13 protein-coding genes are annotated in these 13,267 nt (G+C 63.2%); 5 read left to right on the top strand and 8 right to left on the bottom strand.

Going from position 1 to position 13,267, the window contains the following annotated elements; all coding sequences use genetic code 11:
• Positions 1–260: 260 nt before the first annotated feature.
• Positions 261–767 carry a YciE/YciF ferroxidase family protein gene (locus ISP15_RS10075; protein WP_404547170.1) on the top strand — a complete coding sequence of 169 codons (507 nt, stop codon included), beginning with the start codon at positions 261–263 and terminating at the stop codon, positions 765–767.
• Between the two features lie 57 nt (positions 768–824).
• Here ISP15_RS10075 and ISP15_RS10070 read toward each other — a convergent pair whose 3' ends face one another.
• Positions 825–1,451, bottom strand: coding sequence for a flavodoxin family protein (locus ISP15_RS10070; protein WP_404547169.1), 627 nt, complete (start codon positions 1,449–1,451; stop codon positions 825–827).
• Positions 1,452–1,616: 165 nt separating this feature from the next.
• Here ISP15_RS10070 and ISP15_RS10065 point away from each other — a divergent pair, with 165 nt between their 5' ends.
• From ISP15_RS10065 to ISP15_RS10055, 3 genes are all read left to right on the top strand, one after another.
• The gene (locus tag ISP15_RS10065) at positions 1,617–1,817 is read left to right on the top strand and encodes a hypothetical protein (RefSeq protein ID WP_404547168.1); all 201 of its coding nucleotides are present in this window, start codon (positions 1,617–1,619) and stop codon (positions 1,815–1,817) included.
• 33 nt (positions 1,818–1,850) lie between these two features.
• Positions 1,851–2,108, top strand: a complete 258-nt coding sequence (locus ISP15_RS10060) for a hypothetical protein (protein ID WP_404547166.1) — start codon at positions 1,851–1,853, stop codon at positions 2,106–2,108.
• A gap of 114 nt (positions 2,109–2,222) precedes the next feature.
• Positions 2,223–2,672, top strand: coding sequence for a PA2169 family four-helix-bundle protein (locus ISP15_RS10055; RefSeq protein ID WP_404547165.1), 450 nt, complete (start codon positions 2,223–2,225; stop codon positions 2,670–2,672).
• A 128-nt stretch (positions 2,673–2,800) separates the two neighbouring features.
• On the opposite strand, the gene ISP15_RS10050 is transcribed toward ISP15_RS10055, so the two are convergent.
• From ISP15_RS10050 to ISP15_RS10030, 5 genes are all read right to left on the bottom strand, one after another.
• A complete protein-coding gene (locus ISP15_RS10050) occupies positions 2,801–3,172 on the bottom strand; it encodes a response regulator (RefSeq protein WP_404547164.1) in 372 nt (123 codons plus the stop codon).
• A gap of 105 nt (positions 3,173–3,277) precedes the next feature.
• A complete protein-coding gene (locus ISP15_RS10045) occupies positions 3,278–4,789 on the bottom strand; it encodes a sensor histidine kinase (RefSeq protein WP_404547162.1) in 1,512 nt (503 codons plus the stop codon).
• Positions 4,790–4,792: 3 nt separating this feature from the next.
• A complete protein-coding gene (locus tag ISP15_RS10040) occupies positions 4,793–5,317 on the bottom strand; it encodes a hypothetical protein (RefSeq protein WP_404547161.1) in 525 nt (174 codons plus the stop codon).
• A 62-nt stretch (positions 5,318–5,379) separates the two neighbouring features.
• Positions 5,380–5,532, bottom strand: coding sequence for a DUF3309 family protein (locus ISP15_RS10035; protein ID WP_404547160.1), 153 nt, complete (start codon positions 5,530–5,532; stop codon positions 5,380–5,382).
• A gap of 333 nt (positions 5,533–5,865) precedes the next feature.
• Positions 5,866–6,453: a hypothetical protein gene (locus tag ISP15_RS10030; protein WP_404547159.1), complete on the bottom strand. Its 588-nt coding sequence runs from the start codon at positions 6,451–6,453 to the stop codon at positions 5,866–5,868.
• Between the two features lie 343 nt (positions 6,454–6,796).
• Between ISP15_RS10030 and ISP15_RS10025 the strand changes: the two genes are divergently transcribed.
• The gene (locus tag ISP15_RS10025; protein WP_404547157.1) at positions 6,797–10,087 is read left to right on the top strand and encodes a PAS domain-containing protein; all 3,291 of its coding nucleotides are present in this window, start codon (positions 6,797–6,799) and stop codon (positions 10,085–10,087) included.
• Positions 10,088–10,111: 24 nt separating this feature from the next.
• Here the strand turns inward: ISP15_RS10025 and ISP15_RS10020 are convergent, their stop codons facing one another.
• Positions 10,112–10,966 (bottom strand): YihY/virulence factor BrkB family protein, encoded by an 855-nt coding sequence (locus ISP15_RS10020; protein WP_404547156.1) that lies wholly within the window; start codon positions 10,964–10,966, stop codon positions 10,112–10,114.
• Positions 10,967–11,007: 41 nt separating this feature from the next.
• Complete coding sequence (gene glgX, locus ISP15_RS10015; protein ID WP_404547155.1) at positions 11,008–13,158, bottom strand: glycogen debranching protein GlgX; 2,151 nt, start codon at positions 13,156–13,158, stop codon at positions 11,008–11,010.
• Positions 13,159–13,267 lie beyond the last annotated feature (109 nt).

Raw genomic sequence — 13,267 nt, 5'->3', positions numbered from 1 at the left:
GCATATGGGTGTGTCGCGATGGCGCTTCTTCGTTATGCCACGCATCCTTTAGCGTATTCGGAGCGGTCTTCGTATTGCCGCGTCGGTTGTATGGACCGTTGCAGCAATGTAGCCATCGCAGCAGGTCTGGGTGTCGCATCCATCGGATACAGGGTGCCATGTCGCGCGCACCACACCTGTTTCACCCGCCAGTGCCAGTTCGGCGACGTCGTTGCTTCTAGAGTGGATGGCTCGCCACCATCCGACAAGAGGGCCGACCCATGGCCGTGAAATCCATCGAAGAACTGTTCGTGCATGAACTTTCGGACATCTATAGCGCCGAAAAGCAATTGACCAAAGCGCTGCCAAAATTGGCTCGCGCTTCATCCTCGCCCGAGCTTGCGCAGGCTTTTGAAAGTCACCTGGAAGAAACCAACGGCCAGGTCGAACGTATCGACAAGATCGTCGAATTGCTCGATCTGCGGCTCAAGCGCATTAAATGCGCGGCCATGGAAGGGCTGGTGGAAGAAGGCAAGGAAGTGATCGAGGAAGTGGAGAAGGGCCCGCTGCGTGATGCCGCGTTGATCGGCGGCGCGCAAAAAGTGGAGCACTATGAAATTGCGTCCTATGGCACGTTGGCCGCGTTAGCCAAACAGCTTGGCTACGAGGATGCGATCCCGCTGATCATGGATACGCTCAAAGAAGAGAAGGGCGCCGACGAAAAGCTTACCAGGCTGGCCGAGCAGGGTGGCAACCAGCGCGCGGCGCAACAGCGAAAGAGCGCCTGATCTCCACCACGCCTGCGGGCCAGGCCATCGCGATGGCCCGGTCCGCAGGCATGGCAGTCATTTCGACTTGCCGCCTTTGGGCACGTGCGGATAAGGCGACTTCGCCAGCACGTGCGCCAGGTGCGCCGCATTGCAGGCAAGCGTATCGATCGCCTCCACCAGTTTGTCGGGCGTCTTGTCCAGATCGACATAATTCTTGCTGCCCATGGCTTCGCCCACCCAATACGCATTGCTGCCGCCGGGAATGGTGAAGCCGAAGTCGGCCAGCGACTGATACAACTCGGCCGCGACATGGTGCGCGCCATCCTCATTGCCGACCACCGCGACGATTCCCACTTTGCCGAACGTCGGGTAATAGCCGTCTTCGTCGATCTCGTCCAGGAAGGCATCCATGCGCTCGATGGCCCGCTTGATCAAGCTGCTGGGCTGGCCGACCCAGATCGGCGTGGCCAGCACCAGGATCTGCGCGTCCATCATCTGGCGGCGGATGTCCGGCCATTGATCGCCTTCGCCTTCGTCGGCTTTCACGCCGGGCGGAATATGGCGGTCCGCCAGCCGGACCGAGTTCGTTTCCACGCCGAAATCGCCCAGCCGCTGTAACAGCTGGTCGAGCAGTTTCTGGGTGGATGAGGTTTCAGAGGAGCTTTTCAGCGTGCCGTTGAGGCCCAGCGCTTTGATCTGCATGTCTGCTTTTCCGTTCGGGATAACAGCCAAAGACTCAGGCCAACAGGGTCAAGGCAGCGTCACGCGAGCGTGGTGGCGCCAAGACACGCGCGTATACAGGCGGTCATTGCTACAGACGCCTGCTTCACCTCGCCCAAGAGATAGTCGCAGTAAATGGAGGCAGCGATGAAAAACGTATCCGAGCAACGCCTGAAGCAGCTCGAACGCCTATGTGGACAACTGCTGGCGCAGAACCATCGGCTGATCGAGCGTAACGCGCGCCTGTTACTGGAAATCCAGTCCTTGCAGCAGGATGACCGCCTGCCGCTGGCGCCTGCCAATGTTGTCACCATGACCTTGCAGCCGCGCGCCCATGCCGGCCGCTGACGACCAACCAATCCTATGCCCATGAGAACGCCTATGCTGCAGCTCGATCCCCCGTTGCCCCTGAACACGCCCAAGGGCGAAGGCATGGCCCACGTGCTGATCGACTACGGACCGGAATCGGATCTGTATTGGACCGTATTCATTACCAAGACGGGCGAGATCTGGACGTTTGCCAATCGCGAAGTACGCGCATCCAAAAATATCACGCTCGGCCGTACCGACCCGAGCGCGCCATCGCGCCCGAACGAGAGCACGCGACAGGCAGCCGTGAGCCTTGCCGGTAACAAGTGAGTCGGCGGCACGCATCCCACTTCTTTCACGCAAGGCTCGCTTCTCGTCTACACGGCGGGGGCAATGATCGAAGCGCGGGCGACAGTGCGCTCGCGCAGACGCGGAGCAAGCAGCATGGCGACCAACGATGACGATATCGGTGTATTGAACGGACTGATCGAAGTGACGATTGACAGCGCCGAGGGCTACAAGGAGGCGGCCGGCGACGTCAAGAATCCGGAACTCAAAGCTATCTTCCAGCGTCGCGCCGTGGAACGGCGCACGGCAACCGCAGCGTTGCAGTCGCAGGTGAGGGCGCTGGGCGGCCAGCCCGAGGATGACGGCACGGTGCTGGCATCGATGCATCGCAAATTTCTCAATCTGCGCAATTCGGTGCAGTCCGGTGACCGGGTGGTCATCGATGAAGTAGAGCGCGGTGAAGACCACATCAAGGCCAAGTACGAAGATGCGTTCAAGGACGGCAAGCTTTCCGCCTCCTCGCTCACCGTCGCGCAACAGGCCTACGGTTCCGTGCGATCCGGCCACGATGAAATGAGTCGGCTGAAGCACTCGTTGCAGCATTGATCGATTGCGTTATCCGCCCTCTCCCCAAGGGGAGAGGGCGAGGGCTGAGGGCGCACACTTGCCTCCAATGCGACGAAATCCAGCGGTGGTGACTCTACGTACCCACTCATTGGATCGAAGTGTAAAAGCTACTTCGCCATCAGCGCGCTGAGGCAATCGAACAACTCGCGCAGGTGCACGGGTTTCTGCAAGCGCTGCAGGTGCTCATACCCGCAGGGAATGGCATCGCTGTCGTAGCCGGTGGTTAATACGATCGGCACGTTGTCGGCCATCAGCCGGTCGGCCAGCGGGTAGACTCGTTCGCCATTCAGATTGACGTCCAATACCGCCACGTCCGCCTTTGCACCCTGGTCCAAGGCCTGGACCGCGCCGGCCACGGTAGGGAAAGGCCCTACCACGTGGACATCCTGCATCTCGAACGCGGAACAGAGCGCGTCAGCGATCAGGTACTCGTCTTCGACCATCAATACGGTCTTTCCGCGCAGTTCGCTGGAAACCATGAGACGCTCCACCCTCGATGCATTTATTTGTTGGCATGCAGGACCAATGAAGCTAGCGTGCGCCACATCTACAAGACGTTACGACCGCACGCGCGAGCTATCGGCTCAGGCCAGCACCGGTACGGATATCGAGCAGCGCACGCCTTCCGGCGTCATCACATAGTTGGTCTTGGCCTTCAGTTGATAGGGCAAGGCCCGCTCTATCAATTCCCGGCCATAGCCGCCGTGCACGGCCTCATGGCGCGCACGCTGCATATCCACGCCCGATTCCTGCCAGTGCACGTGCAGCAGGGGCGAGCGACCATCGGCATACTCCAGGCGCCAACGCACCGTAAGGTGCGCCGAGGGGCAGGATAGCGCGCCGTATTTCACGGCGTTGACCGCCAATTCGTGGATCGCCAGCGCGAATGTCTGCAAGGTGGTCGAGCGCAGGCGCACGCCATCCGGGCCGTCCAGCGTGATCTGCCGCAATGAGGCGGCATGGGCTGCCAGTTCGGTGCGCAGCAAGCCGTCGAAGGTAACCTTTTCTCCTCCTACCAGACGCGAGAGATAGGTCTGTACGCGGCTGAGCGCATCGAGCCGCGCCGAGAACACCTCGGCAAAATTCTCCAGGGTGCGATGCTTGGACAGGGTCCTGTCGAATACCGCCTGGATCACGCTGAGCAAGTTGCGCGTGCGGTGCTGCAGTTCGGTATTCAACACCTGCAACTGGCCGGTCAGCGCTTCGCGCAGGGCGTCGCCCGCGTGTACGCGCTCGGCTTCGGCGGTATCCAGCAGCAAGCGCGCCAGGTCCTTGCGTTGCGCCATCAACAAGATCATGTCGTTTTCGAACGGCAGGTCCGGATGGGTTTCGGTCCAGTAATGCGCGGTACGGATGAAGGCGAGGAACGCGGCCAGGAATTCGAATTTCGCGTTGCCTACGGCACGGCGCACGGCGTTGCGCGCCTGCATGGAACCGGTCGGCACCACGAACATCACGGTCAGCGCATCAAACAGGTCGCTTTCGGCCAGCGTGCGCGGCGCGGGGATGCCATCGGGCGCCGGATAGGCTTCCAGCCGGGCCAGCGCCGCTTCCAGTTCGGAGACGTTGGGAACCGGACGGCAAAGCAGTTCTATCGCCTGCTCGATCGTTTCCGGCGTCGCGGACGGATCGCCTGACGGATGCCCGCGGCCGACCAGGAATCCGACGTGGCGCACGATGCAGTAACGCATCTCGCAAAAACGCGACAAATGTACGAACAACCGTTCCTTGAACACCGAAGGCAAAGGAATATCCAGATAGGCCGCCTTCGCCTGCTCCCACAGTTGCTGGTCCAGTCCGGGCGCTTCGGCCGCGCTGCTGTAAAAAAGCGAGGGCGTGCCCAACCGCTCTTCCACCTGTTGGGCGAGTGGGGTCGTCAGCGCCGTGTCCCGATGCGGCACGGGGCCGGGCACGGCCCGGGCCGTGCGTCGCTGGGCGAAGGCGGTGGAAACACGCAAGCGCAACGCGGAAAGGAATACCGGCTTTCGCGCTTGGCTGGGTCGTGGGGGGGCGGGGGTCTTGGGCATGGCCGACATAAGAATGAAAGCGCGAACCTTTTGCACGAAGGTGACTATCGAACGGCGGTCCGATGACATGAGTCAACGGGCGAGAGCATGGGCTTCGGCGCCTGAAGTGATATCGTCGGCGTTGTGTTGCTCGAAAATAGCCTTCGCCGCATTGCGCTGGTTGGCGTCTTGCGCATGCACCGAAATCAGCATGCCGCCCTGCCGGAGCTTGCCGTCGAAGCGCTTGGCCTCGAATTCAGGCACGCCCATGCCGACCAGGGCGCCAATGATGCCGCCGGCGGTGGTGCCCAGCGCCGCGCCGCTCAACGCCGCCAGGATCGGCCCGGCCGCGATCAGTGGACCTAAGCCCGGAATCGCCAGCGCGCCGGCACCGGCCAGCCAGCCGACCGCCGCGCCGACGCCAAGGCCGGCGACGCCACCCGCCGTAGCGCCCTCGGGCGCCTTGGTGTTGTGTTCGTGAGCGAAGTCGCGGGTGCCGCGCTGGTCTGGCAACAAGGCGGAAATTTCATCGCTGCCGAAGCCGGCGCGCTTGAGGTCATCGACAATGGCTTCGGTCTGCTCAAGCGTGCGGGTGGTGCAATAAACGGATGTTTTCATTTTTTTTCTTTATCGTTTTCATTGGATTGCCGCGCAATATCCCGCACGTGCTTTCGCGTTGATCAGATGATGCCCAATAGCAGCAAGACGATGATGATGACCACTACCACACCCACGCCGCCGAACGGGTAGTAACCCCATGAACGGCTGTAAGGCCAGGTTGGCAGCGCGCCAAACAGGATGATCAGGAGAACGATGATCAGTATCAGCGACATGGCATGTCCGGCTCGTTGGCGGAACGCGGTAGCGGTTCCAGGCGCCGGGGACTATGGCATCGCACATCTCAACGCTGCGCAGAGTGCGCGTCAGGGCAGATTTCACGTCGATGGAACGCCAGGTTCGGGCACCGGATGCCTGGCGGCGGGCAGGGCATCCTTGGCGTTTCCCTGGCGCTACCCGTCACCATGGCGAAAGTGGCTATTCAGTTTTTGACCGCACGAATGTTTCCGGCATGGGTAATTCGCACGATCCGACCGGCCTGGATTCGAGCCTTCCGGAAATAAGCAAACTTGCTGCCCTCCGACGGTCGAAGGGGCGACGCACGGGCATCAGGCCAATTCATCCTCATCCTGCGCGGCTTCCAGCGCATCCGGATCGCTCGCCAGCGCGTGCGCGACGATCGACTTTCCTTGTTCATTGGCGACCAAGTGCCCGCGCACCCATAGCTCGCCCTTCGGCAGCAACAATGCATCATGCGCCTGGCCAACATGGGGCGGAAAACGCACGACGGTTTCATCGGTAAGCAGAACCCCATGCACGTCGCCCTTGGGGCCATGCAAAAGGCGCGCGATCATGCCGCAATGAATGACCGGCTTTTCCTGGCGTTTCTTGTGGTGCTTCTTATGGTGTGCCTTGTGATGCGCTTCATCCGGACCCTGGTCCACGATGGATTCGCCATCGGCCGGGCTGATGGCAATGGCTACGATTACATCGCCGTCACGCGGCTTGACGCCGCGCACCGAAAGTTTCGATCCGGGCGATAACGCTTCTACCAGCTGCCGCGACAGATGCGGCGGCGTGTGGATTTCGGTGCCGTCGGTCAGCAACATGCCGTCGACGTCGCCTTCTGGATTCAAGACGAAGCGTTCCAGGGTGCCTTGGGTTTCGGGCAGGTAGTTGGGGTCCAGCCAATGCATGGGGTTCAATCTCGACGAGGGGCGACGTGCGTCCAATGCCAACTGTTTCCCACATTGCGGGTGAAAGCCTCGTAGCACGCAGCGTGATAACGTTCTTACGCCGTGCCGCGGGCTGTGCACGCGGCGGCGCCCTGCCTGCCGCAAGCGCCGCCTCGGCGACCGCGCACACCATTCGTATGCCATGCCGTATGCGGTAATCTGCGCACGACTGGAGGACAAAAATATCCGGACAGGCATCGGTATCGATAGCAGAGGCTGCCCTTTGAAACCATTCCAGATTCAGGCCGAAGCGAGCGATTCGTCTTTTGATCCTTCAACGGCGTTTCCCCCGGCGGACAGCGAAATGGGACAACGGATCCGCGCCTTCGACTGGTCCGATACCGGGCTCGGGCCCCTGGGAGAATGGCCGCAGAGCCTGAAGTCGGTCACCGCGCTGCTGCTGTTGTCGCCGGTGCCGATCGTGCTGCTGTGGGGCGAGAAGGGCATCATGATCTACAACGATGCCTACTCGGGGTTTGCCGGCGGACGTCATCCCGGGCTGCTCGGTTCGGAAGTGCGCAAGGGCTGGCCGGAAGTGGCGGACTTCAACGACAACGTGATGAAGGTCGGCCTCGCCGGCGGCACGCTGGCCTACAAGGACCAGGAACTCACGCTGCATCGCCACGGCCGGCCCGAGCAGGTGTGGATGAACCTCGATTACTCGCCGGTGCTGGATGAAAGCGGCCGTCCCGCTGGCGTGATCGCCATCGTGGTGGAAACCACCGAACACGTACTGGCGGTGCGGCACATGCAGGCCGAGCGCAGCCGCCTTGCGCGCCTGTTCGAGCAGGCACCCGGCATGATGGCGATGGTGCGCGGCACCGGGCATGTGTTCGAATTGGCCAACCACGCTTTCATGCAATTGATCGGTGACCGCCACGTGCTTGGCAGGCCGCTGCGCGAAGCGCTGCCGGATGTTGCCCGGCAAGGTTTCGTCCAATTGCTCGACCGTGTCTATGCCAGCGGCACGGCCTTCGTCGGCACGGCGACCAAAGTCAGCCTGCAGCGCGAGCTGGGCGCGCAGGAAGAGTGGCGCGTGCTCGACTTCGTCTGCCAGCCCATGCTGGATGCCGGTGGCCAGGTCAGCGGCATTTTCATCGAAGGGCATGACATCACCGAAAGGTCGGCGGCCGAAGCGCTGGTGCAAAGCAGCGAAGAACGCTTCCGCGTGCTGGTCAACGCCACCTCCGACGTGGTCTACCGGATGGACCCGGATTGGACCAGGCTGCAATACCTGGAAGGCAAGGGTTTCATCTCCGACACGATATCGCCCAGGAACGACTGGCTCGACGCCTACGTCGATGCGGAAGACCAACCGGCCGTTTCCGCGGCCATCCGGCGGGCGATCGCCGACAAAAGCATTTTCCAGCTGGAGCATCGGGTGCGCCGGGTCGACGGTTCGCCGGGCTGGATGCTGTCGCGCGCGATTCCGCTGCTCGACGAGCACGGCCGGATCGTCGAATGGTTCGGTACCGCCAGCGACATCACTGCGCGCCGGCAGGCGGAGGAATCGCTGCGCCAGAACGAAGCGCGCCTGCGTTTCCTCGATGCGTTCGCCAACGAAACCGCACGCGCGAGCAAGGCTGACGAGATCCTCGGTATCACCACCCGCATGCTCGGCCGGCATCTGCGCGCCGCCATCTGCGCCTACGCCGATGTGGCGCCCGACGGGGATCTGGTTACCGTGCGCGGCGACTGGACCGCTACGGGATCATCCAGCATCGTGGGTCGCTACAGCCTGGCGAGTTTCGGCGAGGTGACGGTACAACAGCTTCGCGCCGGCCGGCCGCTCGTCCTCGACGATATCTCCGGCGAGCTGGCGCCCGAAGTGGCCGCGCGCTATCGCCAGCTGGGCATCGCCGCCACCGTCAGCATGCCGCTGATCAAGCAGGGCCAGCTCACCGCGTTGATGGCCGTGCACGACAAGGTGCCACGCGAATGGCAGCCCCACGAACTGGCGCTGGTGATCGAGGTAACCGAGCGTTCCTGGGCGCATATCGAGCGCGTGCGCTCGGAAGAAGCGGTGCGCCAGGGCGCGCAGCGTTTCCGGCAGGAACTGGAAGCGAAGGTGGCCGAGCGCACCGCGGCGCTCGAACGCAGCGAAGCGAACATTCGCACCATCTTCGAATCTTCGCATCTCTACCAGGGACTGATGTCAGTCGACGGCGTGCTCCGCTACGCCAATGCCACCGCGCTTGCCGGTATCGAAGCGGAGCTGGCCGATGTCGTAGGCCGTCCCTTCTGGGAAACGCCATGGTTCACCGGCACCCCTGGCATGCCCGAGCGGGTGCGCGCGGCGGTGGCGCGGGTCGCGGCTGGCGATACCGAAAACCTCAGCCTGGCGTTGCAACTGCCTACCGGCCTGAGGTTGTTCGATTTCTCCCTGCGTCCGGTCAAGGACGAAAACGGCGAAGTCGTCGCGATGGTGCCTGAGGCGGTGGAGAAAACGGCGCGCGTGAAGGCCGAACAGGCGCTGCAGCAGGTGCAGAAGATGGAAGCGCTGGGCAACCTCACCGGCGGCATCGCCCACGATTTCAACAATCTGCTGATGGCGGTGCTCGGCAGCCTGGAAATGCTGCGCCGGCGCATGCCGGAAGATCCGCCGCTGCTGCGCCTGCTCGACATCGCCAAGGCCGGAGCCGACCGCGGCGCTTCGCTGACGCGCCGCATGCTTGCCTTCGCGCGCCGCCAGGATTTGAAACCCGAGCGCATCGATCCGCGCCGGCTGATCGAAGGCATGACCGAATTGCTGCAACGTTCGCTCGGCGCCACGATCCGGGTGGAAACCCGTTTCCCCAAGGAGCTGCCCGCCGTCGAAGCGGACGCGAACCAGCTCGAGTCCGCCTTGCTCAATCTTGCGGTGAACGCGCGCGATGCCATGCATGGAGAAGGATCGATCGTCATCGAGATGCGCGAGGAGTCCGTGGCCAGCAGCGACGGCGGGTTGAAACCGGGACGCTATGTTTGCCTGTCCGTCACCGACTTCGGCGAAGGCATGGACGAGGCTACCCTCAAGCGCGCCACCGAACCGTTCTTCACCACCAAGGGCGTGGGCAAGGGCACCGGGCTGGGCCTGTCGATGGTGCACGGGCTGGCCGAGCAATCCGGCGGCGTATTGCGCATGCGCAGCGAACCGGGGAGCGGCACCACCGCCGAGATCTGGCTGCCAGCACTGCCGGACGCGACGCCCGTTGCGATCAATCCGGTGGAGTACGTGCCGGAGGCTCGTCGCAGCGCCATGCCATCGGCCGCCGTGCTGGTCGTGGATGACGACGATCTCGTGCTGATGAATACCGTGGAGATGCTGGAAGACCTTGGCTACCAGGTGATACCCGCCCGCTCCGGCAGGCAGGCCCTGGGCATGCTGCAGCACACGCCGTTCGACTTGCTGATCACCGATCACGCCATGCCGCACATGACCGGCGCGCAACTGGTGGCCGAAGTGCGCAAGCTGCGGCCCGCACTGCCGATCATCCTCGCCACCGGCTACGCCGAATTGCCGCCGGGGCTGCATGCGGCACTTCCGCGCCTGTCCAAGCCGTTCTCGCAGGCCATGCTGGCGGATGCGGTGGCCAAGGTCATCGACCAGCGATAAACCACAGCTTCGCCTGGCGGGCGCCTATTTTTTTTCGGCGCCGGGAACCACGGCATTGCCCGGCGCGGCGCGTCCTCGCGCAACCGCCAGCCCGTGCGTCAGCTCGGCGCCCAGCAGGACCACGAACGATGCGTAATACACCCAGGTCAGCATTACCACCAGGCCGCCGGCGGGCCCATACGCCCCGCCGATGCTGGCATGCTGGATATACAGCTCGATAGCGTATTTGCCCAGGGTGAACAGCACCGTGGTAAGCAGCGCTCCCCAGCCGGCATCCACCCAGGCGATCTCGGTATCCGGCAGCACGCGGTACATCGCGCCGAATGCGGTCACGAATATCACCAGCGAAACCACGTATTCGAAGACCGACCAGGCGACCGAGTCATAGGGGATCATCAGGTGGATGAGCGCGCTGACCGCGAACGAGATGATCAGCAGGAAAGCGATGCCGATTACCAGGCCGAATGCGCGCGCGCGCGCCTTGAACCAGGCGCTGATGGCGCCGTGTCGGGGTTCCTCCACGTGCCAGATGCGGTTGAGCGTGCCCTGCAACTGCGCGAACACCGCCGACGCGCTGAAAAAAGTAACCACCACGCCGAGGATGCCCGCCACGTTGCCCAGCGCCGGACGCGATTTCGCGTTGTTGACGATAAGGATCACGGTCGAGGCCGCCTCGCGGCCCATGATCGACGTCAAGGCGCCGGCGAGCTGCGGCTGCCATTGTGCGCGCAACAGCGAAAGCAGCCATAGCATCAAGACGATGATCGGAGCCATCGACAGCGCGGAGTAGTAGGCGATCGCCGCGGCGCGCGTAAACAGCTCGTCTTCGTTGAAGCCGGTTATGGCTTGCTTGAACGTGGCGCGCAGAGGCGTAAGCATTTCATGGTTCCGTCAACACCGGCTTGCCCATGGCGCCCGCCTCAGCGCGACTTGATGGGTCGCGCGCGATAGAGCGCCAGCGAGCGCGCGCAAAGCGTGATGCTGCCCGATTCGATGGCCTGCACGTTCGCATCCGGCGCCGTGCTGACCAGCAGGCGCCATTCCATCTTGCCCGGGATGGCCGGCAGCACGAAGGGCACATCCTCGAAGTGTCCATTGATCAGCAGCAGCAGCGTGTTGTCCACGCCCGGCCGTTTCAGGCCAGTGGGTTTGGCGCGGCCATCCAGCAGCATCATCAGGCAGCGCTGATGCGGATCGTGCCATTGCTCCTCGCTGAGTTCACGGCCATCCTGGGTAAGCCAGGTGACCTCGCGGATTCCCGATTCCTCATCCACGATGCCGCGCAGGAAGCGGCTGCGCCGCAGCAGCGGGTAATCGCGGCGCAGGCGCGTGAGCCGGCGCACGAAGTCGGTCAGGTCGCGCTGCTGGGTGGCGCCGAGCCAGTCCAGCCAGGTGACATTGTTGTCCTGGCAGTAGGCGTTATTGTTGCCGCCTTGCGTGCGGGCGAATTCGTCGCCGGCCAGCAGCATCGGCGTGCCTTGCGCGAGCAGCACGGAGGCGAGCAGGTTGCGCATCTGCCGCTGGCGCAGCGCAAGAATGTCCGGGTCGTCCGTATAGCCTTCCTCGCCGTGGTTCCAGTTGAGGTTGTTGTCGGTGCCGTCGCGGTTGTTTTCGCGATTGGCCTCGTTGTGCTTGTGGTCGTAGCTGACCAGGTCGTGCAGGGTGAAGCCGTCGTGCGCGGTCACGAAATTGATCGACGCATAGGGCCGGCGGCCGCGCTGGTCGAACAGGTCCGCCGAGCCGGTCAGGCGCGTGGCGAATTCCGGCAGGCGGCCTTCGTCGCCGCGCCAGAACGCGCGCGTGGCATCGCGGAAACGGTCGTTCCACTCCGCCCAGCCCGGCGAGAATTTGCCCGCCTGGTAACCGCCCGGGCCGATGTCCCAGGGTTCGGCAATCAGCTTGACGCGGCCGAGCACCGGATCCTGCCGGCATGCGTCGAGGAAGCCGCCGCCCTGGTCGAAGCCGTGCGATTCGCGTCCAAGGATGGTAGCCAGGTCGAAGCGGAAGCCGTCCACGCGCATTTCCGTCGCCCAGTAGCGCAGCGAATCCATCACCATTTGCAGGACGCGCGAATGGCTCAAGTCCAGCGTGTTGCCGGTGCCGGTATCGTTGATGTACGTGCGGCGGTCATCGGCGAGCCGGTAGTAGGTGGCGTTGTCGATGCCGCGCAGCGATAGCGTCGGCCCCAGGTGATTGCCCTCGGCAGTGTGGTTGTAGACCACGTCGAGGATCACTTCCAGCCCGGCCTCATGGAAATGCGCCACCATTTCCTTGAACTCCGCCACCGTGGGCGCGGCCATGTAGCGGGGGTGCGGCGCGAAGAAGCCGATGGTGTTGTAGCCCCAGTAGTTGCGCAGCCCCGCGTCGAGCAAATGCTTGTCGTCGATGAAGGCATGGATCGGCATCAGTTCCACCGAGGTCACCCCCAGCGACTTGATGTAATCCACCACCGGCTGGTGCGCCAGCCCGGCGAACGTGCCGCGCAGTTTTTCGGGCACTTGCGGATGCAGCATGGTGTAGCCGCGCACGTGCGTCTCGTAGATCACGCTGCGATCCCACGGTATGCCTGGCCAGTAGTGATTGCCCCAGGTGAATGCCGGGTCGATGACGCGCGACTTGGGCATGTACGGCGCGCTGTCACGGTCGTCGAAGCTGAGGTCGCCGTCCGGGTGGCCGATGGTGTAGCCGAACAAAGCGTCGTGCCAGATCAGTTCGCCGATGATCTGCTTGGCATACGGATCGAGCAGCAGCTTGTTGGGATTGAAGCGGTGGCCCGCTTCGGGTTCGTAAGGGCCATGCACGCGATAGCCGTACAACTGGCCCGGCCGCACGTCGGGCAGGTACCCATGCCAGATCTCGTCGGTGTATTCGGGTAGCGCGATGCGCTCGGTTTCCCGGCCCAGTTCATCGAACAGGCACAATTCGACCATGCTGGCGTTGGCGGAAAACAGCGCGAAGTTCACGCCCAGGCCATCCCAGGTTGCGCCAAGCGGGAAGGGCAGGCCTTCGCGCAGGCTGGCAGCATGGAATGTTTTCTCCGCGGCCTGCTGCGCGCGTGCGGGCTTAGTCATGGCATCCATCCTCAAGACCTAGCTCCGGATACCGGTAAATCGAATGATTCATGTACTTTGCTCGTAGGCTGAAGCCAATGGCAGCGCCTGCTACAACCGCCGCACCGGC

The sequence above is a fragment of the Dyella jejuensis genome, assembly GCF_044904675.1.
Lineage (GTDB): Bacteria > Pseudomonadota > Gammaproteobacteria > Xanthomonadales > Rhodanobacteraceae > Dyella_B > Dyella_B jejuensis.
Note: the sequence above shows the minus strand (reverse complement) of the source record. Positions and strands in the feature narration are given on the sequence as shown.

Excerpts from the sequence above, each read along its gene's own strand:
- ISP15_RS10075 (WP_404547170.1), top strand. The coding sequence starts at position 261 with ATGGCCGTGAAATCCATCGAAGAACTGTTCGTGCATGAACTTTCGGAC.
- ISP15_RS10070 (WP_404547169.1), bottom strand. The coding sequence starts at position 1,451 with ATGCAGATCAAAGCGCTGGGCCTCAACGGCACGCTGAAAAGCTCCTCT.
- ISP15_RS10065 (WP_404547168.1), top strand. The coding sequence starts at position 1,617 with ATGAAAAACGTATCCGAGCAACGCCTGAAGCAGCTCGAACGCCTATGT.
- ISP15_RS10060 (WP_404547166.1), top strand. The coding sequence starts at position 1,851 with ATGCTGCAGCTCGATCCCCCGTTGCCCCTGAACACGCCCAAGGGCGAA.
- ISP15_RS10055 (WP_404547165.1), top strand. The coding sequence starts at position 2,223 with ATGGCGACCAACGATGACGATATCGGTGTATTGAACGGACTGATCGAA.
- ISP15_RS10050 (WP_404547164.1), bottom strand. The coding sequence starts at position 3,172 with ATGGTTTCCAGCGAACTGCGCGGAAAGACCGTATTGATGGTCGAAGAC.
- ISP15_RS10045 (WP_404547162.1), bottom strand. The coding sequence starts at position 4,789 with ATGTCATCGGACCGCCGTTCGATAGTCACCTTCGTGCAAAAGGTTCGC.
- ISP15_RS10040 (WP_404547161.1), bottom strand. The coding sequence starts at position 5,317 with ATGAAAACATCCGTTTATTGCACCACCCGCACGCTTGAGCAGACCGAA.
- ISP15_RS10035 (WP_404547160.1), bottom strand. The coding sequence starts at position 5,532 with ATGTCGCTGATACTGATCATCGTTCTCCTGATCATCCTGTTTGGCGCG.
- ISP15_RS10030 (WP_404547159.1), bottom strand. The coding sequence starts at position 6,453 with ATGCATTGGCTGGACCCCAACTACCTGCCCGAAACCCAAGGCACCCTG.
- ISP15_RS10025 (WP_404547157.1), top strand. The coding sequence starts at position 6,797 with ATGGGACAACGGATCCGCGCCTTCGACTGGTCCGATACCGGGCTCGGG.
- ISP15_RS10020 (WP_404547156.1), bottom strand. The coding sequence starts at position 10,966 with ATGCTTACGCCTCTGCGCGCCACGTTCAAGCAAGCCATAACCGGCTTC.
- glgX (WP_404547155.1), bottom strand. The coding sequence starts at position 13,158 with ATGACTAAGCCCGCACGCGCGCAGCAGGCCGCGGAGAAAACATTCCAT.